The organism is Pontibacter ramchanderi (genome assembly GCF_002846395.1).
Taxonomy (GTDB): Bacteria; Bacteroidota; Bacteroidia; order Cytophagales; family Hymenobacteraceae; genus Pontibacter; species Pontibacter ramchanderi.
The window spans coordinates 651934-672755 of the sequence record NZ_PJMU01000001.1 but is presented as its reverse complement, the minus strand read 5'-3'; the positions used below and the strand labels follow the sequence as shown (position 1 = coordinate 672755).

Sequence of the window (20822 nt, the reverse complement as noted above, 5' to 3'; positions counted from 1 at the left end):
AATTTTATAATTCTATAAAAATAACTATAAAATTTATTTGATCAGTATAACCTTTTCCGAGTATTTTTGTATAGAACTACTGATAAATTTAAATAATATAAGCTTTGACTTTATTTGCAAGGAACAAGTTTTCAGGATGATGCTCAGCATTGATCAGGAAAGCTATGTTCTTTTTTATTTGGCACAGACTTAAATATAAACGATCGATTATTAACTGGTGCACCTAAAAGTTCAAAAGGTGAGATTATTTGAAAGCTTTTAACCCTTAACCCTTTACACAAACAATTATGAATGGTAAACTTTTACTAAAACACATTTTAAAGTGGCGGCTGCTTTATGTGGTCACGATGCTTGCAACCCTCTCATTTGCAGGCGTGAGTGCCTTTGATACTTATGCACCTACTGTGATGTCCGATAAGGATGATTATTCACCAGGGGAAGTTGCTATTATTACTGGCTATGGCTGGATGCAGGATAGCTTAGTAGACATTCACTTAGAAGAGACTCCGGCTCATACTCATCATCATGGTTATCATGATACTAAGGTGAATAAAGACGGCACATGGACGATTAGTTATCAAATTGAAGAACGTCACTTAGGTGTAGCTTTTAAAGTTGTTGTTGACGGTAAACAATCTGGATACCAAGCAGTAACTTATTTTACAGATGGTGAAGCGCAAATCAAGAGCGTTGATAAATCAACTTTCTCACCCGTCTTAAACCAAAGTTTAGCTATAACTGGTGTAAACTTTGGTGCTGGCCCTATTGATATGGGCATTAGGATTAAAAAAGGAAGCATTCAAGGTGAACTAGTTTGGGAAACAGACTTCACCCGAGTTTCAAGCACTGGACAAGTGAATGGTGAGCTTGAAGTAAGTTGGGATGGTAAAAACAATCAAAGTGGAGCAAGCAATGGACAGTTTGTTCCAAATGGAGAGTATTACATCTTAGCAGTAAAGAAAGAAACAAATAACAAAGGAGTTATAACTTATTCTGAAACTACAAGAGATGCAGCTCTCTACAAAAAGGTTGTAGTTCAAAATCAACTACAGCCTTCTATAGATTGGGCAACAGCTGGAACTGTAACTTACGGTACTAGTTTACAAGGGAAGTTGAATGCTGTAGCAAGGTTCAATGGTGCTGAAGTAGCAGGCACGTATGAATATAAACAAGGAACAACGGTAGTAACTCATTCTACTATACTTCCATTTTCATCATCAGCTTATCCTTTGTCAGTTACTTTCACACCTAGTGATGCATCACAGTATTTAGGAGCTAGTGAAACGAATTCAATAACTGTAAACAAGAAGGAACTTACAGTAACAGCTGATTCGAAAAGCAAGACTTATGACGGTAATACTTTCTCTGCTTTTACTTCCACCATTACAGGTTTCGTCAATAATGAAACTTCAAGTGTAATAAGCGGTTCTGTTACTTATTCAGGAGAGGCTACTACCGCAACGGATTATCGTGCTGTGGCTTATGCTGTTACTCCTGTAGTGGAAGGACTGAGCGCAGTTAACTATAGTTTCAAGCCAGTATATGGAGAGTTGACTATCTCAAAAGCTCCAACCGCAACTGTGGTTAATATTAATGATGGGACTTATAATGCTTCAGCGCATGGTGGGTCTGCAAGGGTGACAGGAGCCGGTGAACTAGATGAGGCGGTAACTGTTTTCTATGTAGGTATAGCACCAACTGTATATGCTTCCTCAACTATAGCACCTACCAATGCAGGTACTTACACTGCAACTGCTACTTACTCTGGAGGCGTTAACCATCTTGGCTCATCAGATAGCAAGACTTTTACCATTAAAAAGGCGACTGTTACACTTGCTCTTGACAACTTGACCCATACTTATGACGGTACAGAGAAGGCCGCTACAGCTATTGCCACACCTGTTGTTGAGGGAGTAGTTGTCAGTGGTAAGGGCACCAACGCAGGCGACTACACAGTTGTTGCTAGCTTGAATAACCCGAACTATGAAGCCTCCCCTGTAAACGGAACGCTTAAAATTGAAAGAGCAGCCACTACGACAATTGTAACAGTGGCTGATGGTCCATTTACCTATACTGGCTCTGCCATCACACCTGCGTCTGTAACAGTAACAGGCCCTGGTCTGAACCTGACTCCAACTCCGGAATATGTAAACAACGTGGATGCAGGTACTGCTACCGCCAGTTTTTATTATTTAGGTGGTACCAACTACCTTCCTTCTTCAGATAGTAAGAACTTCGTAATTGGTAAGGCCAATGCCACTATTGTAGTTAAAGGTCAGACCGTTACATATAACGGCGCTGCACACGCCGCTTCTGGCACGGCCTCTGGAGTAAAGAATGAAGACCTTACTAGTCTGCTCAACCTTGGCGAAAGCTTCACAAACGTGCCTGGCGGTACTGCTAACTGGTCATTCACTGGCAATAATAATTACAACCAAGCCAACGGTAGCGTTGAGATTAGCATCAACAAAGCTGATCAGGTTATTTCCTGGACTGCTCCCGGGAAGATCGTTTACGGCACTGCCCTTGGCGAGACAGAATTAAACGCTTCTGTTACGAATGGTGACGGCACCCTGATTTATACCCCAGGCGCTGGCACTTATCTGAATGCAGGTGCAAACCAGACTCTGAGCGTAACTGCCACTGCAACCAATAATTACAATGCAGCCACTAAAATTGTAACCATTTCTGTTGATAAGGCCGATGCCATTATCGCAGTTATTGGAAAAACTGTTACCTACGATGGTAATTCTTACAGTGCCACTGGCACAGCAACTGGTGCTAGAGGCGAAAATCTGTCGAATCAACTGAACTTTGGTGAGAGCTTCACGAATGTTCCTGGAGGCACCGCTTCTTGGACATTCGCAGGTGACGCCAACCACAAAGCTGCTAACGGAACCGCCGATATCGTAATTAACAAGGCTCCTACTACCACAATTGTTACTGTCACAGGTGCACCTTTTACCTACACTGGCTCTGCTATCACGCCGGCGACAGTAAGTGTGACAGGTGCAGGCGGCTTAAACCTGACCCCAATTGCTGAGTACACCAACAACGTGAATGCTGGTATTGCCACAGCTAGCTACAGCTACGCTGGTAACAACAACTACTATAGTTCTTCCGACAGTAAAACTTTTGGCATCGGTAAGGCTAGTGCTACTATCGCTGTGCAAGGCTCAACAGCTACTTATGATGGCAATGCTCACGGTGCATCCGGAACTGCCAAAGGTGTGAAAGGCGAGGAGCTTGCCGGTCTTGACCTAGGCACAACTTTCACCAACGCTCCGGGCGGCACTGCTTCTTGGAGGTTCACTGATGTGACTGGTAACTACAACGACGACCAGGGTGAAGTTGCAATCACCATCGGTAAGCGACCATTAACCATTACCGCTAACAACAGAGAAAAATATTGTGGTGAAGGGATTACTTTTAATGGTACTGAGTTTAGTATCACGAATGGTTCACTTGTAGCAAACGATGCTGTTAATTCAGCTTCGATTTCCAGCAATGGTGCGGCTGCTTCATCTCCAAATGCTGTTAATGGTTATTCAATAAATATTAATAATGCTGTTGGTACAGGGCTTTCAAATTATAACATTGATTATGTTCCAGGGAAACTTACATTCGCTGGAGTAACAATCGATGCCAGCGCTAGCAGCTCACCTGTTGCATTTGGACAACCTGCTAATCTTTACGCAGTTATATCACCTAATGTGAAAGATGTTGAAGTAACTTTCATCGTAACTGATGAAGGTAATGGTGAGATGTTTAGAAAAACTGTTCCAACGAACACAGCGGGTATAGCTACTACAAGTGTTTCAGGATTAACTCTGGGTGTTTATAGGGTGGTAGCTCAGGTTGGCTCTGACTGCGCTATTTCAGAAGCTTATATTCCTGTGTTTGATGCAAGCGGTAGCTTCGTTACAGGTGGCGGCTGGATTAATTCTCCAGAAGGAGCACTTGCAGCTGATAGAACAGTAGTTGGCAAAGCGAATTTTGGATTCGTGTCGAAATACAAGAAAGGCAGCAGCCAGGTCGACGGTAACACAGAGTTTCAGTTCAGCGCAGGCAACCTAAATTTCAAGAGTACGATGCACGAGTCCGGATCGCTTGTAATAGCTGGTGGTAAGGCAACCTACCGTGGTACTGGTACTGTAAATGGTCAGACAGGCTTTAAATTCACTATCGTTGCCATCGACGGCGACACGAAAGGTACGCCTAACGCTGATAAGTTTAGAATCAAAATCGTTGACAGCAAAAACCAGGTAGTGTATGATAACGGACTTGGCTCAGCTGAAAACGGGGACGAAGCTACCCTTCTAGGCAACCACGGTACAGGCGGCGGTTCTATCGTGATTCATGAAGCGAAAGAAATTGCTGCCACCCCAGGTGGCAAAAAACTCGAAACTGCTGACCAACTGGAAGGCCTGTCTTCCGCTCGCTTCGACAACTATCCGAACGCGTTCTCTGATAGAACCACGATTCGTTTCGCTTTCGACACAGAAGAGCAGTTTGCGCTGGAAGTGTACGATGTGAGAGGTTCCTTGATCAAGAAGGTGGCGACTGGTAAGGCTGAGGCCGGACAGGTATACGAGTATGAACTGGATGCCCGCAATCTGGCTGAAGGTGTATACTTTGCCCGTCTGATCACTGGTACTAAAGCACAGTCCATCAAGATGATCCTCAAAAAGTAAGCTGACACCAGCAGGGTTTTATGGCCCTTAAATAAAAAGGCACTTGTCGTAACTGACGGGTGCCTTTTTATTTAAGGGCCAAATTAAACCTGTCGAAAACATTATCGGTAGTTTTTTGTATAAACCAAAAACCAGCTTACCTTTGCCCCAGCAGTATGAGCAAAACCACGCTACATATCATTTCTTTCACTTCTACGGCAGCGCCTGTTGCCTGTGGTACTGCTGCGCATCATCATTTCCATCATTCCTCGTAAGAGGAATCATAACACCATATAGCCCCCTGAAGGGTATTGATACCCTTTCTGTACTTTGCCACAGGCAAGGACTTTCTTATTTGTACCTACTTAATCCATAAAATTTATATGCTACGTTTAGCAATTCAAAAATCCGGCAGGCTGAGTGAAGACTCGCTAAAACTCATTCGTGAGTGCGGCATTTCGTTCATCAACAGCTCGCTTAAACTCAAAACCGAATCAACGAATTTCCCATTGGAGATCCTATACCTGCGCGATGATGACATTCCTGGCTATGTGGCAGATGGCGTTGCTGATATTGGCATAGTAGGAGAAAATGTGCTGGTAGAAGAAGGAATGCAACACCTGGCAGTCGAACAGCTCGGCTTCTCCAAATGCCGCTTGTCACTGGCTGTTCCGAAAAGTGACAGCTACAGCAGTATCAGTGATCTGCAAGGCAAGAGCATCGCAACATCCTACCCTAAAATTCTGCAGACTTACCTTACCGAAAATGGCGTGCAGGCCAACATACATACAATCAGCGGTTCGGTAGAGATTGCCCCCAGCATCGGTCTGGCCGACGCCATTTGCGATATTGTGAGCTCAGGTAGTACCCTTATCAGCAATGGCTTGCGTGAAGTGGAGCGGGTGTTTAAGTCACAGGCGGTACTGATCGCCAATGGCGGTCTTGATGCAGAGAAACAGGAGATTTTGAATAAGTTGCTCTTCCGCATACACGCCGTGCAGCGTGCCCAGAAAGCGAAGTATATTTTGCTCAACGCCCCGAACGAAAAAATAGAGGAGATCAGTCAACTGTTGCCCGGCGCCAAGTCGCCGTCTATACTTCCATTGGCCGAGAAGGGCTGGAGTTCGCTGCACTCCGTAGTCAACGAAGATGATTTTTGGGAGATTATTGAAAAGTTGAAGGAAGCCGGTGCCCAAGGTATACTGGTAGTTCCAATCGAAAAAATGATCATATGATGCGCAGAATTAAATACCCAGCCAAAGCAGACTGGCAGGAACTGGTTAAGCGGCCTACACAGCATTTTGAAGACCTGGAGGCAGGTATAGCCCAGACTTTTCGGCTGGTGCAGGAGCAGGGAGACGATGCCCTGCGTACTTTGACCCAGCAATATGATGGCGTGCAATTGAACGCGCTCTATGCTGCTGCAGATGAGATAGCCGCCGCTGAAGCTGAGCTGTCTGAAGAGTTAAAAGCTGCCATTTTGCAGGCATTCAGTAATATACAGCTTTTCCATGCCCAGCAGGCGGAGCAACCGAAACAGGTGGAGACAATGCCAGGTGTGACATGCTGGCGAAAAAGCGTGCCCATCGACCGGGTAGGCCTTTACATTCCGGGAGGTACGGCCCCCTTGTTTTCGACCTTGCTGATGTTAGGAGTGCCGGCCCGATTGGCAGGATGCAAAGAAATAATACTGTGCACACCACCCGGCAAAGGCGGATCGATACATCCGGCCATTCGCTATACGGCTTCCCTCTTAGGTATAGATAAGATCGCCAAAGTAGGTGGAGCGCAGGCAATAGCTGCCATGGCGTTTGGCACGGACTCTATACCTGCCGTGAACAAGATCTTTGGTCCGGGAAACCAGTACGTAACCGTGGCCAAGCAGATGCTCAGTAAAACCGGTGTGGCTATCGACCTGCCGGCAGGCCCATCCGAAGTGCTGGTCATTGCCGATGAGTCAGCTGACGCGGCTTTTGTGGCGGCCGACCTCTTGTCACAGGCCGAGCACGGGGCAGACTCGCAGGTGGTGTTACTCAGCAATTCAGCCGACATGCTGAGCCGGGTGGAGCAGGAGTTGCAGGCGCAGCTTGCGGTGCTGCCTCGCCGGGAGTTTGCCGCCAAAGCGTTGGAAAACAGCCTGGGTATATTGCTCAGCAACGTTGATGAAATGCTGGCTTTCTCGAACCTGTACGCACCGGAGCACCTGATTCTTTCGATCAGTAATTTTGAAGAGGTGCTGGATGAAATCACCAATGCCGGTTCGGTCTTCCTGGGTAACTATAGCCCGGAGTCTGCCGGTGATTATGCCTCCGGCACAAACCATACCTTGCCTACCAATGCCTATGCCCGTGCCTACAGTGGCGTGTCGCTCGATAGCTTTGTCAAGAAGATCACGTTCCAGCACATTACGCCGGCAGGCTTGCAGAACATCGGAAAAACCATTGAGGTGATGGCGGCCGCTGAGGGATTGGAGGCACATAAAAACGCTGTGAGTATCAGATTGAAGGAGGTGCAACATGTTTAACCTGGAAAATATCGTACGCCCGAACGTACTGAAGATGAAAGCCTACTCATCAGCCCGCGATGAGTTCAAAGGGGCAGCCAGTGTCTTTATTGATGCGAATGAAAATAACCTGGGCAGTCTGGCTGGCGAAAGGTATAACCGCTACCCAGACCCGCACCAGAAAAAGCTGAAGAAGAAGATCGCCGAAATAAAAGGGGTGAAACCTTCCCAAGTATTCCTTGGCAACGGCTCCGACGAGGCCATCGACCTGTTATTCCGCATGGTGTGTCGACCGGGGCAGGACAGCATGCTGCACCTGCCACCAACCTACGGTATGTATGAAGTGTCGGCCAACCTGAACGAGGTGCAACTGGACGCTGTGCAGTTGACACCTGAGTTCCAGATCCCGGTGCTGGAGGTATTACGAAATGTGAAAGACACGACGAAATTGATCTTTGTCTGCTCGCCCAACAACCCGACCGGTAACCTGATCGAGGCGGAGAGCATCGAGACTCTGCTGGATAATTTTGATGGATTGGTAATAGTCGATGAAGCCTATATTGATTTTGCCGATGAACCAAGCTGGACTACCCGCCTGGCGGAGTATCCGAACCTGGTGGTACTGCAAACTTTCTCCAAAGCCTGGGGTATGGCCGGTCTGCGGCTAGGTATGGCCTTCGCCTCGGAGGAGATCATTGCGCTGCTCGACAAGATCAAGCCGCCTTACAACATCAACGAAGCTACGCAGGAGCTGGCTCTGAAAGCACTGGAGCAGGAAGAGCAACTCACTTACATGATTGAGGAGATCGTGCAGGAGAGGGAAATGCTGGTGCAGGCACTCCCGACGCTGGATGCCGTTGAAAAGGTATACCCATCAGACGCCAATTTTCTGTTGGTGAAAGTGAAGGAAGCCAATCGTTTGTATACCTATCTGCTGGAACAGGGGATTGTGGTGCGCAACCGTTCCAGCTTACCAGGCTGCGAAGGGTGCCTGCGTATTTCAATTGGTACCGTCGACGAAAACCAGCAGCTGTTTCAGGCTATTTCTAATTTTAAATAAGCGATAAGTCGGGTTAAAGGACAGTTTTCCATTTAACCTGATACACGCTAGGAGATACATTAATAAAATGAAAAAAGCATTATTTATAGACCGTGACGGCACTATTCTGGTAGAGCCGAAAACGGATTTTCAGGTAGACTCTTTCGAAAAGTTTGAGTTTCTGCCGAAAGTGATTCGCAACCTTTACAAAATCTATACCGAGCTGGACTATGAATTGGTGATGGTCACCAACCAGGATGGACTCGGCACTGATTCATACCCGGAGCATACCTTCTGGCCCTATCAGAACAAAATGCTCGATATTCTGAAAGGAGAGGGCATTGAGTTCGCCGATATCCTGATCGACCGCAGTTTTGAGCACGAGGGCCTGGAAACCCGCAAACCAGGTATAGGCATGATGAAAAAGTATCTTTCCGGGGAGTATGACCTGGCGAACTCTTATGTCATAGGTGATCGACTAACAGATGTGAAACTGGCCAAAAACCTGGGAGCTCAGGCTATTTTCATTGGCGATGAGCAAGTAGAAGAGGCCGCTTTGAGCACCAGTGACTGGGACGAGATCTATACCTTCCTGAAGCTCCCGGCCCGCAAAGCCAGCATCAGACGACAGACCAACGAAACCGACATTGCCATCGACCTGAATCTGGACGGAACCGGGCAGATGAACATCCACACCGGCCTGGGCTTTTTCGACCACATGCTTGAGCAACTGGCCAAGCACGGCAAACTGGACCTGAACCTACGGGTAAAAGGCGACCTGCACATCGATGAGCACCACACCATTGAAGACACCGGTCTGGCTTTGGGCGAGGCCTTTTTGGCAGCGTTAGGTGATAAAAAGGGAATCAGCCGCTATGGTTTTCTGCTGCCAATGGACGATGTGTTGGCACAAGTGGCTATTGATTTCAGCGGTAGACCCTGGACGGTTTGGGAGGCTGACTTCAAGCGCGAGAAAGTAGGAGACATGCCCACCGAAATGTTCTTTCACTTTTTCAAGTCCTTTAGCGATACCTCTAAGTGCAACCTCAATATCAAAGCGGAAGGGCAGAACGAGCATCATAAGATCGAAGCGATCTTCAAGGGATTTGCCAAAGCCATTCAGATGGCCGTGAAACGGAATCCGGAGGACAACTCTATACCTAGCACAAAGGGAACCCTGTAGTAAGGAGTAGGTGTAAATAAAAAGGGCTGACTGCTTGGTAGCGGTCAGCCTTTTTATCTGGTTGATTAAGCGGTTGGTTGTTGTTCAGCAGGCACGCAACCAGTCGCTAGCCGCCTCTATATCGTTAAATGTTTTGATAAAGCTCATATCTTCTGTGTGTTGCAAAGATTTTTCGGCCGATAGCCTGCTAAAAGCACTCGGAGAATATACCCAGGCAAAACACTCCAGACCAGCCGCCTGCATGCGTGGAAACCAGTCCTGGCCTACCCATTTAGAGGCACCTGACCAGATACCCTCCACATTGGTATTATCGTTGAGCACTTTGGTACAATTGGTCTCAAGCAGGAGCTCGAGGATTTTCTCACAGCCCTTTACCACCGTATCGTAATTTTGGTAGCCCCGCCAATTCACATAGATCCATCCTTCGGCATGGTTAAATTCTATCAGGATGTTGCTTTGTCTATGTAAAATCTCGTTGCGAACCAATTTCATATAACCATCTCAAATACGTTCAACTTTACTCCATCCTACACATACCCGTTTGACTGAGCATAAGTAACTGGTAAATAAATGCTGGTGTACATGATGCTTCACAAAAACCAGACCTAATCACGATTTTGTGGGAAAGGAAGCCTAAATGCCTGTCAAACAAAGGTTAATTGCAAGCGAGTGCCCCATTTGCTTTGATGGGATTTCCCAAATGTGGAATTTGCTCTCCCAAATTAGCAGTTATATCTTAGTGCAGATGCACTTTTCTGTTTATGAAAACAAAGAGCACGGTTGTTTGTTCTTGATCAAAAATAAATTTCAAAAGAATTTGCAATCCTCGGTTTAGCCTTTACCTTTGCAACATCGGGTTGTACTGTTTCGACCCATTTTAGAAAGAACATGATCCAAAATCTTCTTCATACTGCATGGTGGTGGCACGTTACGCAAAGTATCGTGAACAGACCCGCTATGTTGTATTTAAGAAGCTAATACAGTCTATAGCCAAAGGTATAAAAGCCTGCTGTTCACCTGAACAGCAGGCTTTTTTTGTTTTAACCCTATTTCAACGATGACAAAATATAAGATCACGACAAAGTATAAACGCCTCCTCGCCGACACACTCACCCCCGTGAGTGTATACCTGAAGCTGCGCGACCGCTTTCCGAACAGCATTTTGTTGGAGAGCTCTGACTACCACGGCGCCGAGAACAGCTTCTCCTACATTTGCTGCAGTCCGATGGCTAGTATCAAGGCGGAAAATGAAGTGCTGACAGAAGTATACCCGGATGGCAGCATCTCTGAAACGCCGATTGCGGCTGATAGTGATGTGCCTGCCCGCCTATCTTCTTTCGCCGGTCGGTTTGAGCCAGAGCAGAATAGCTTCAACTTTATCAGCAATGGTTTGTTTGGCTACATGAACTATGATGCCGTGCGCTATTTCGAGGACATTGACTTGGAGTTGCGCAGCGACCGCCAACAGATGCCGGATCTTTATTATGCCGTGTACCGCTACATTATCGCGATCAACCACTTCACCAATGAGGCTTATATTTTCTCACATACCTGTGGTGAAGCAGAAAGTGACGGGATTTCACAACTGGAGGCTCTGCTCAACAGCCGCAACATTCCGAGCTATACATTTAAGTCAGTAGGCGAGGAGGCTTGCAACATTGGCAGAGAGGCTTTTCTGCAGAATATAAAGAAGGCAAGGGAGCACTGCTTCCGAGGCGATGTGTTTCAGTTGGTGCTCTCACGCCGTTTTGAGCAAGCTTTTCAGGGCGATGACTTTAACGTGTACCGTGCGCTACGTTCTGTCAATCCCTCGCCATACCTCTTCTACTTCGATTACGGCAACTTCAAGATCTTTGGCTCCTCGCCCGAGGCGCAGTTGGTGATCAAAGACGGCAAGGCGAGCATTTTTCCGATTGCGGGTACCTTCCGAAGAACAGGTGATGATGCGGCCGATGCCGCTTTGGCTGAAAAGCTTCTGGCCGATCCGAAGGAGAACGCCGAGCACGTGATGTTGGTGGATCTGGCCCGCAACGACCTGAGCCGCAACGGCCACAGCGTGGAGGTCGAAACGTTCCGTGAAATACAGTTTTACTCCCACGTGATTCACCTGGTATCCAAAGTGTCCGGAAAGCTCCACCAGCAGGAGGATTCGCTGCAAATGGTGGCCAGTACCTTCCCAGCTGGCACGCTTTCAGGCGCTCCCAAATACAAGGCTATGCAGCTGATCGATCAGTACGAAACCACCAACCGCGCATTCTACGGAGGCTGCATCGGCTTCATGGACTTCAACGGCAATTTCAACAGCGCCATCATGATCCGCTCCTTCCTGAGTAAAGACTACAAACTCTTCTACCAAGCCGGTGCAGGTATAGTAGCTGCCTCTGACGAAAACAGCGAACTGCAGGAAGTGGACAATAAACTTATGGCTTTGCGCAAAGCCCTCACCTTAGCACAGGAGATCAATTAACATGAAAGTTCTGGTAATCGACAATTACGATTCGTTCACCTACAACCTAGTGCACTTGCTGCAGGAGCTGGGTGCTGAAGTGACCGTGCGACGAAACGATAAGACAAGCTTAGAAGAAGTGTCACAATTTGACAAGATCATGCTGTCTCCGGGACCCGGTATACCGGACGAAGCGGGAATGCTGAAGGAGATTATCCGTGAGTTTGGAGCAACTAAAAGTCTGTTCGGGGTATGTCTCGGACATCAGGCAATAGGTGAGGTATACGGAGGTAAACTGTTTAACAGCAACGAGGTATGGCACGGCATTACTACCCCTGTTGAAGTGAAATGCGAAGAAGAAGTCCTCTTCCGAAACCTCCCGCAGCAATTCAATACGGGTCGCTACCACTCCTGGCTGGTAGAGCAAAACTTGCCGGGTTGTCTGGTGCCAACGGCTGTGGATGCATCCGGAAACATCATGGCGCTGCGCCACCGTGACTATGATGTGCGTGGTGTGCAGTTCCACCCGGAGTCTGTGCTGACGGAGCATGGACGAGAGATGATTCAGAACTGGTTGGAAAATTAGACAGAGGACTGTGTGGCAAAGGACAATTGAGAAAATAAAGTCCTTTGTCTATTGTCAAAAGATCATTTGTCAAGAGAAAAAATGAAAGAAATACTGAACCACTTATTTGAACATAAAACGCTGAGTCGGGAGCAGGCGCGGGAAGTGCTGAAGAACATTGCAGCCGGCAGGTATAACCAAAGCCAGATATCGAGCTTCCTGACGGTCTATATGATGCGCAGCATTACTGTGGAAGAGCTGGAAGGTTTCCGGAATGCCTTGCTTGAGCTGTGCCACCGCGTAGAACTCGACGCATACGATCCGATAGACCTCTGTGGCACAGGCGGCGATGGTAGGAATACCTTTAACATCTCAACGCTATCTTCTTTTGTTGTAGCGGCTAATGGAATTGCGGTGGCCAAGCACGGCAACTACGGTGTGTCCTCCTCCTGCGGATCGTCTAATGTGCTGGAGGCGCTGGGTATACAGTTCACCACTGACAAAGACAAGTTGGAGCGCAGCATTGCCGAGTATAACATTTGTTTTCTGCATGCCCCACTTTTTCACCCGGCCATGAAAAGTGTCGGGCCGATCCGAAAGGACCTTGGCGTGAAGACCTTCTTCAACATGCTAGGGCCCATGGTGAATCCGGCCTTTCCGAAGAAACAGCTGGTGGGAGTTTTCAGTCTGGAACTGGCCCGCATGTATGGCTACCTCTACCAGCAGCAGCCTGACATAAGGTATAGCATCCTCCATACCCTGGACGGTTATGACGAAATCTCCCTCACCAGTCCCTTTAAGGTGATTGCCGACAGCAAAGAGCAACTACTCGACGCCAGTGACCTGGGCCTTGGACGTCTGGAACACAGCCAGATCAAGGGCGGGGAAGGTATAGCCGAGTCGGTTGAGATTTTTCTGAAGGTGATCAAAGGGGAAGGCACCGACGCCCAGACGGATGTTGTTGCTGCCAATGCCGGCATGGCCATCCACTGCGCCCGCCCTGAAACCGCTATACCTGAAGCCGTAGCTTTGGCTAAAGAGACACTTCAATCAGGCAGAGCTTATACCTTATTTAACAAACTGATAAATGACAACAAGCTGGTAACAGCCTAATCGTTTTCAAATCATCAAATCTCCAAATTTTCAAATCTAATAACATGAATATACTCGACGAGATCATCGCCCATAAATACAAGGAAGTAGAAGAGCGAAAAGCGCTATACCCGGTGAAACTGCTGGAGAAAAGCCTTTACTTCGAAACACCTTGTCTTTCGCTGGAGCGCTATCTTTTGCGACCGGATAAAAGCGGTATTATTGCCGAGATCAAGCGCAAGTCTCCGTCCAAAGGCGACATCAACCCTTATGTATCGGTGGAGCGCACTTCGATTGGCTACATGCAAGCGGGTGCTTCGGCACTTTCTATCCTGACAGACACAAATTACTTCGGAGGCAAGAACGAAGACCTGATGGTCGCCCGCAAGTACAACTATTGTCCGATCCTGCGCAAAGACTTTACGGTAGACGAATACCAGATCGTGGAGGCCAAGTCAATCGGTGCCGATGCCATTTTGCTGATCGCTGCCGCACTGGAGCCGACAAGACTGAAGCAACTGGCTGCTTTTGCCCGCTCTTTTGGACTGGAAGTATTGCTGGAAGTGCATTCTCAGCAAGAACTGGAAGCTTCGTTAAGTGAAGATGTGACGATTGTCGGAGTGAATAATCGCAATCTCCAGACTTTTAAAACGGATGTGACTTTGTCTTTAGAATTGGCGCAGCACATCCCGGCAGGTATGACCAAGGTATCCGAGAGCGGTTTAAAATCACCTAAAACATTGATTGAGTTGCAGCAGGCAGGTTACAACGGTTTCCTGATCGGGGAGACTTTCATGAACAATAGCAGACCGGAGCGTGCCGCCGCAGAATTCATCCGGGAACTACGCCAATTGCAGCATGGTCTTTCGCTGGCTCCGTCACAAGCTCCGTCACAAGTCTAATGGCTGTCGTAAGTAAAAACCACATAATCCATGGAGATGAAAGACTTGAAAATTAAAGTATGCGGCATGCGCGACCCTGAAAACATCCGGCAGGTGGCTGCGCTGCAACCAGATTACATGGGCTTTATTTTTTATGAAGGCTCCAAGCGCTACTGTGAGGGCTACATCACACCGGAGCTATTAGCGGAACTACCGTCAGGTATACAAAAGGTAGGAGTTTTCGTGAATGAAGCGACTGAAGTTATTCGGGCAACGGTGGAGAGGTATGACTTGGATCTGGTGCAGTTACACGGGCGCGAAACACCGGGTCAGTGCCGGGAGCTTAAAGAAGCAGGTATCAAACTGATCAAAGCTTTTTCGGTGGATGACCGCTTTTCCTTTGAGAACACCTTGCTTTACGAGCGCTATTGCGACTACTTTCTCTTCGATACCCGCGGAAACAACTACGGTGGCAATGGCACTGCCTTCGACTGGGAAATACTGAAAGGAAATTTCTCGCCTATACCTTATTTTCTGAGTGGCGGCCTCAATCTGGACAACCTGCAGAGCAAGGAATTCGAAAAGCTCCGTCCGAAGCCATTTGCCCTGGACGTAAACAGCGGCTTTGAAATAGAACCGGGGCTGAAGGATGTGGAGAAGCTGAAGCGTCTAATGGCGCTAGTTAAGAGTTAATAAATTATTTAGACAATTAGACAATGGACACTTTGACAAAAGACTATTTAACTAAGAAAGTCCTTTGTCTTTTGTTAAGCAGTCTTTCATCAATAAAAATATGAACTACCAGGTTGACGATAATGGGTTCTACGGCCGCTTCGGTGGGGCCTATGTTCCCGAAATGCTGTACCCTAATGTGGAGGAATTGCGGCAGAATTACCTGACCATCATGGCGGAGCCGGATTTTCAGGAGGAGCTGCAGGCCTTGCTTAAGGATTATGTAGGACGGCCGACGCCGCTATACTTTGCAAAGCGCCTGTCCGAAAAGTATAACACCAACATCTACCTCAAGCGGGAGGACCTGAACCATACCGGAGCGCATAAGATCAACAACACCATCGGGCAGATTCTGCTGGCCAAGCGACTGGGCAAAACCCGCATCATTGCCGAGACGGGTGCTGGTCAGCATGGCGTGGCCACGGCTACAGTGTGTGCGCTGATGAACCTAGAGTGTATTGTGTACATGGGTGAAGTAGATGTTGAACGGCAGGCGCCTAATGTAGCCCGCATGAAGATGTTAGGCGCTACGGTAGTGCCCGCAACAAGCGGCAGCAAAACGCTGAAAGACGCGACCAACGAAGCCATCCGCGACTGGATCAACAATCCGGAAGACACTTACTATATTATTGGTTCGGTGGTTGGTCCTCACCCATACCCAGACATGGTGGCCCGCTTTCAGGCGGTGATCTCAGAGGAAATGAAGTCGCAGTTGCTGGAGAAAACCGGCAGCGAAAACCCGGATTATATCGTGGCTTGTGTAGGCGGCGGCAGCAATGCGGCGGGTGCCTTTTACCATTACCTAGACACGCCAGAGGTGAAACTGGTGGCTGCGGAAGCCGCCGGTCTAGGTATAGACTCCGGTGAGTCGGCCGCTACCTCAGTGCTGGGCAAAGAGGGCATCATCCATGGCAGTCGCACTTTGCTCATGCAGACCGAAGACGGGCAGGTAACTGAGCCGTACTCTATCTCTGCCGGTCTCGATTATCCGGGCGTAGGGCCATTGCACGCGCATCTGCACCAGTCGGGCCGGGCTATTTTTGAGAGCATCACCGACGAGGAGGCTCTGCAGGCGGTACTGGAGCTAACGAGACTAGAAGGCATTATTCCTGCACTTGAAACAGCCCATGCCCTGGCCGCAATCGGCAGACTAGGCGCGAAGCCGGATGAAGTGGTAGTGATCAACCTTTCCGGGCGTGGTGACAAAGATTTGGCAACTTACTTAGACAGATTCAACTTTGATGGAAAATAGAATTCAGCAACTATTCGCCCAAAAGCCAAAGGGCTTGCTTTCGGTTTACTTCACGGCCGGCTTCCCGAGTTTAGAGGACACGGTGCCGATCATATTGGAACTGGAGAAGAACGGCGTGGACCTGATCGAAATCGGCATGCCTTTCTCTGACCCTCTGGCTGACGGTCCGACCATTCAGCAAAGCTCCGAAGTCGCGATCCGCAACAGTATGACCATACCCAAGCTGTTCGAACAGTTAAAAGACATCCGCCAGCATACCCAGATTCCGCTGGTGCTGATGGGCTACCTGAACCCGGTGATGCAGTACGGTGTAGAGCGTTTTCTGCAGAAAGCCAGTGAACTAGGTATAGATGGCTTGATTCTGCCGGACCTGCCATTGTCAGATTATGTGCGGGAGTATAAGGCCTTGTTCGAGCAAAACGGACTCAGCAATATATTCCTGGTCACACCGCAGACGCCGGAACAGCGCATCCGCGAGATCGACACGCATACCAACGGCTTCATCTACATGGTGTCCTCAGCTTCGGTAACAGGCAGCACTACAGAGCAGTCTGTAAGCAATACGGCTTATTTTGAGCGGGTAAACGGAATGGGACTGCGCAATCCGGGCATCATCGGTTTTGGCATCCATAACAGCGAGACTTTTACGCAGGCCTGCAACCATGCCAGCGGCGCGATCATTGGCAGTGCTTTTATCAAGGCACTGGCCAAAGAGGGCAACCTGACCGAGAACATCAGCACATTTATTCAAAGCATCAGACAGAACGAAATCGTATGATCATACAATTGCAACAAGGTATACCTGACCAACTACTGGAAGTTATACTGCAGGAAGTAAAGGGTATAGGCTTTAAAGCCAACGAAGTAAAAACGCAGGAAGCACACTACATCGTCGGCATTGGCAAGAAAGACTTTGATATCCGCACGCTTGGTCAGTTGCCGGGCGTGGCAGACATCCACCGCGTGTCAGACGAGTACAAGCTGATCTCCCGCAAGTGGCGCGTGAATCCCACGCTGATCGACTTGGGCGATGGCGTCGTGATCGGAGAGGGCAACTTCAGCATCATGGCTGGTCCCTGCTCTATCGAAAGTGAGCGGCAGATCGAGCTGGTAGTGGAGCACCTGAAAGCCAACGAGGTGAAGGTGATGCGGGGTGGTGTGTTTAAGCCGCGCAGTTCGCCTTATGCTTTTCGGGGCTTAGGTATAGACGGTCTGAAGATGTTTCACCGCATCTGTCGCGAGAATGGTATCAAGATTATCACAGAGGTGATGCAGGTGTCGCAGATCGAGGACATGGTGGACTATGTAGATGTGTTTCAGGTAGGGGCCCGTAACAGCCAGAACTTCAATTTGCTGGACGCTTTGGGCGAGGCGCAAAAGCCTGTGCTGCTGAAGCGGGGCATCTCCGGTACGCTGGAAGAGCTGCTGCAGGCGGCGGAGTATATCTTCTCTAACGGCAACGAAAAGATCATGCTTTGCGAGCGCGGTATCCGCTCCTACGAAAATGCCTACCGTAACGTACTCGACCTGAACGCTGTGCCGGTGCTCAAAGCCAAAACCCACCTGCCCGTGATCGTGGACCCGTCGCACGGTATTGGTTTGCGCGACCACGTAGAGCCCATGTCGCTGGCTGCTGTGATGGCGGGTGCCGACGGTGTGATCTACGAAACGCATCAGAAACCAGAAGAGGCTTTCTCGGATGGACAGCAGACGGTGAATTTTCAGGAGTCAGAGCGTTTGATCAGACGGATGCGGCAGGCGTTTGAGTTGAGGGAATCTTTTTAGTAGCATGTTATGCGGTAATATGGTGTGAGCGCCCATGCTTGTGACTGCTGTGGTGGGGCTTTTGGCACAGGTATAGGTATAGGTATAGCAAGTGTGCTATTGCATAGCTGGCTTTTGCCCTGGCCGGGCGGGCCCTACTTTTTTTCTTGATAAAAAGAAAGAGGGCCCCTACCCCCACTCGCTGAACGCTCTTGACAGGGGGACCCCTTCACCCCCAACAGTAGAGCGCCATAAAGTGCACCTGGCTAAGACTATTTATTTCATAGCTTTTGGGGCAAGTTACTCTTGCTATACCTGTCAGTGGTGCGTAACAGACACGACAGGGTTATACCTGACACCAGCAATGGCTAAAGTCCCCCTTTGAAGGGGGCAGGGGGGGCAATCATGCACGGGAATCCTGAAAATCTTTAAATTCTGAAAATCTTGATTCTGACAATCTATACCTGCGAAGCACTCTCAAGACGCTCTCAGGGCTGAAAGACGCTGCGAGGTCAGGGCATCTTCCACTGACATATGCGAAAATCCTGTAAATCCTTTGGGCAGGGGCCCTATATCAAGATCCAGACAAAAAAGGCCGGTACCATTCAGTACCGGCCTTTCTGTTTTAATTTGCTTTTTTATCCAGCGTTTCATCCAGCCATTTGAAAAACTCACGCTGCCATACCATGGCATTCTGCGGCTGTAGTACCCAGTGGTTCTCGTCTGGCAGGTATAGCAGGCGGCTCTTGATGCCTTTGAGTTGGGCAACTTGGAAGGCCTGCAGACCTTGCTCTATACCTACCCGGAAGTCCTGCCCGCCCTGTACGATCAGGATGGGCGTGTCCCACTTGTTGGCAAGCTCAATTGGGTTGTACTCTTTATAGCTCTGCGGTGATTTTGTTTCCCAGTAAGGACCCTTCAGTTCGTTGTTGGCAAAGAACATCTCCTCAGTGGTGCCATACCAGCTGCGCATGTCAAACAGACCATCGTGAGCGATAAAGGTTTTGAATCGGCCTTCGTGCACACCAGCCAGCATGAACACAGAGTAGCCGCCATAACTGGCACCAACGGCGCCCAGTCGGTCTTTGTCTACATAGGCTTCTTTGGCTACATCATCAATGGCTGACAGGTAGTCGCGTATTGGCTGACCGCCCCAGTCACCGCTGATCTGGCGGTTCCATTCTTCGCCATGGCCTGGCATGCCTCTACGGTTGGGTGCCACTACAATGTAACCCTGTGCCGCGATCAGTTGCAGGTTCCAGCGGTAGGAGTAGAACTGGGTTAGGGCCGATTGCGGGCCACCCTGGCAGTAAAGCAGCGTCGGGTATTTCTTGTTCGGGTCGAAATCCGGAGGGTATACTACCCAAGAGAACAGGTCTTTGCCATCGCTGGCTTTGGTCGTGCGCGGCTCTACTTTGCTCTTGGCCAGTTTGCTGTATACCTCGTCGTTTACTTTTGTAAGCTGCGCCAGCTGACCCGATTTTGTATCCAGACGGTACAGCTCCGGCGCGTGGTTCATATCGTTACGCGACACGATCAGGTGATTGCCAGCCTGACCCACGATGCCGTTCACATCGAACTGGCCTTTGGTTACCTGACGTATACCTTTGGCAGTAAACTTGTCGAGGTTTTTCGGAAGCGCGATCTCGTATACCTGGATCGTGCCTTTGGTAGGGGCCACAAACCAGATCTTGCTGCCATCGTTGCTCCAATCAAAGCCGTTAATAGTCTCATCCCAGTCTTTGGTCAGGTTGTATTTCTTGCCGGATTTAGTATCCAGCACGATCAGTTCATTCTGGTCAGCTTCATTGCCGTCTTCATCCATGGCAAGCCAGGCCAGTTTGGAGCCGTCGGCACTGTAGGTTGGGTGGGTGTCGTAGCCGAGGTTGCCTTCGGTGAGGTTGGTGGTTTTGCCACTGGCGATGTCGTAGCGGTAGATGTCGGTGTTGGTGCTCATGGCATAGTCCTTGCCGAACTTCTTTTTACTCACGTACAGAATAGCTTTACTGTCGGGGCTCCAGATGGCGTCTTCCTTGCCACCGAAAGGCATTTGCGGCGCATCGAAGGGCTCGCCTTTCATCAGGTCGACCGGCGTGCCGAGTTGCCCGTTGTTGTAGCTAGCGTAGAAGATGTGCTGAAATTTACCGTCTTCCCAAGTATCCCAATGGCGGTAGTTCAGGTCGTCGTATACGTAAGCGTTTGATTTCTTCAGCTCCGGGTACAGGTCTGTGCTATGCATCTTTTTCACTTCTATCTCACGAGAGAACAGCAAATGTTTTCCGTCCGGAGAAAAACGCACATTGCTCAGGCCTCCCTCCACGTTAGTCAGTTGCTTTGGCTCGCCTTTGCCACCAGTCAGCTGCCACAGTTGTCCCTTGTGCAGGTATACCATGTTGCCCGTGGCCTTGTCGATGTGCACCAAACTTTCACCACCTTTGGTAGATGTCAGTTGCGTAGCTTGTCCACCTGTTACAGGTATAGCGTATAGGTTGCGTTCGCTGCTATTCTCTTCCACATTGGGGTAACTCACGCCGTAAATCACGGATTTTCCGTCGGGTGTGATGGTCTCGGCAGAAACCCGGCCCAGTTTCCAGAGAAGCTCCGGGGTCATGCGCTGCTGCTGGGCCTGTGCCATGGTTGCGGCAAACACACCAGCCAGTATCATTATCTTTTTCATGCTCCAAAAATAGCC

15 protein-coding genes are annotated in these 20822 nt (G+C 48.9%); 13 read left to right on the top strand and 2 right to left on the bottom strand.

Features of this window, described 5'->3' with window-relative positions; genetic code table 11:
• The first annotated feature begins 287 nt into the window (after window positions 1–287).
• From BD749_RS02855 to hisB, 5 genes are all read left to right on the top strand, one after another.
• Window positions 288–4694: an MBG domain-containing protein gene (locus BD749_RS02855; protein WP_101442855.1), complete on the top strand. Its 4407-nt coding sequence runs from the start codon at window positions 288–290 to the stop codon at window positions 4692–4694.
• 362 nt (window positions 4695–5056) lie between these two features.
• Window positions 5057–5908, top strand: coding sequence for an ATP phosphoribosyltransferase (gene hisG, locus BD749_RS02850; RefSeq protein WP_101443596.1), 852 nt, complete (start codon window positions 5057–5059; stop codon window positions 5906–5908).
• The gene (gene hisD, locus BD749_RS02845; protein ID WP_101443595.1) at window positions 5908–7197 is read left to right on the top strand and encodes a histidinol dehydrogenase; all 1290 of its coding nucleotides are present in this window, start codon (window positions 5908–5910) and stop codon (window positions 7195–7197) included. Before hisG ends, hisD begins: the two co-directional genes overlap by 1 nt.
• Entirely contained in the window at window positions 7190–8236 is a 1047-nt protein-coding gene (hisC, locus tag BD749_RS02840) for a histidinol-phosphate transaminase (RefSeq protein WP_101442854.1), read from the top strand. The genes hisD and hisC overlap by 8 nt, the downstream gene beginning before the upstream one ends.
• A gap of 67 nt (window positions 8237–8303) precedes the next feature.
• The gene (gene hisB / locus BD749_RS02835) at window positions 8304–9398 is read left to right on the top strand and encodes a bifunctional histidinol-phosphatase/imidazoleglycerol-phosphate dehydratase HisB (protein WP_101442853.1); all 1095 of its coding nucleotides are present in this window, start codon (window positions 8304–8306) and stop codon (window positions 9396–9398) included.
• 84 nt (window positions 9399–9482) lie between these two features.
• On the opposite strand, the gene BD749_RS02830 is transcribed toward hisB, so the two are convergent.
• The gene (locus BD749_RS02830) at window positions 9483–9890 is read right to left on the bottom strand and encodes a hypothetical protein (protein WP_101442852.1); all 408 of its coding nucleotides are present in this window, start codon (window positions 9888–9890) and stop codon (window positions 9483–9485) included.
• Between the two features lie 565 nt (window positions 9891–10455).
• Between BD749_RS02830 and BD749_RS02825 the strand changes: the two genes are divergently transcribed.
• The 8 genes from BD749_RS02825 (at window position 10456) to BD749_RS02790 (ending at window position 18151) form a co-directional block, all read left to right on the top strand.
• Window positions 10456–11865: an anthranilate synthase component I family protein gene (locus BD749_RS02825; RefSeq protein WP_101442851.1), complete on the top strand. Its 1410-nt coding sequence runs from the start codon at window positions 10456–10458 to the stop codon at window positions 11863–11865.
• A 1-nt stretch (window position 11866) separates the two neighbouring features.
• Complete coding sequence (locus BD749_RS02820) at window positions 11867–12430, top strand: anthranilate synthase component II (protein WP_101442850.1); 564 nt, start codon at window positions 11867–11869, stop codon at window positions 12428–12430.
• A gap of 81 nt (window positions 12431–12511) precedes the next feature.
• The gene (trpD, locus tag BD749_RS02815) at window positions 12512–13522 is read left to right on the top strand and encodes an anthranilate phosphoribosyltransferase (RefSeq protein WP_101442849.1); all 1011 of its coding nucleotides are present in this window, start codon (window positions 12512–12514) and stop codon (window positions 13520–13522) included.
• Window positions 13523–13566: 44 nt separating this feature from the next.
• On the top strand, window positions 13567–14403 hold the full coding sequence (gene trpC / locus BD749_RS02810) for an indole-3-glycerol phosphate synthase TrpC (RefSeq protein ID WP_101442848.1): 837 nt from the start codon (window positions 13567–13569) through the stop codon (window positions 14401–14403).
• A 30-nt stretch (window positions 14404–14433) separates the two neighbouring features.
• The gene (locus BD749_RS02805) at window positions 14434–15075 is read left to right on the top strand and encodes a phosphoribosylanthranilate isomerase (protein WP_245868652.1); all 642 of its coding nucleotides are present in this window, start codon (window positions 14434–14436) and stop codon (window positions 15073–15075) included.
• A gap of 100 nt (window positions 15076–15175) precedes the next feature.
• Window positions 15176–16366, top strand: a complete 1191-nt coding sequence (trpB, locus tag BD749_RS02800; protein WP_101443593.1) for a tryptophan synthase subunit beta — start codon at window positions 15176–15178, stop codon at window positions 16364–16366.
• Window positions 16356–17144: a tryptophan synthase subunit alpha gene (gene trpA, locus BD749_RS02795; RefSeq protein ID WP_101442847.1), complete on the top strand. Its 789-nt coding sequence runs from the start codon at window positions 16356–16358 to the stop codon at window positions 17142–17144. The genes trpB and trpA overlap by 11 nt, the downstream gene beginning before the upstream one ends.
• Window positions 17141–18151, top strand: coding sequence for a bifunctional 3-deoxy-7-phosphoheptulonate synthase/chorismate mutase (locus tag BD749_RS02790; RefSeq protein WP_101442846.1), 1011 nt, complete (start codon window positions 17141–17143; stop codon window positions 18149–18151). The genes trpA and BD749_RS02790 overlap by 4 nt, the downstream gene beginning before the upstream one ends.
• A 604-nt stretch (window positions 18152–18755) precedes the next feature.
• Here BD749_RS02790 and BD749_RS02785 read toward each other — a convergent pair.
• Entirely contained in the window at window positions 18756–20807 is a 2052-nt protein-coding gene (locus BD749_RS02785) for a S9 family peptidase (RefSeq protein ID WP_101442845.1), read from the bottom strand.
• Between the last annotated feature and the right edge of the window lie 15 nt (window positions 20808–20822).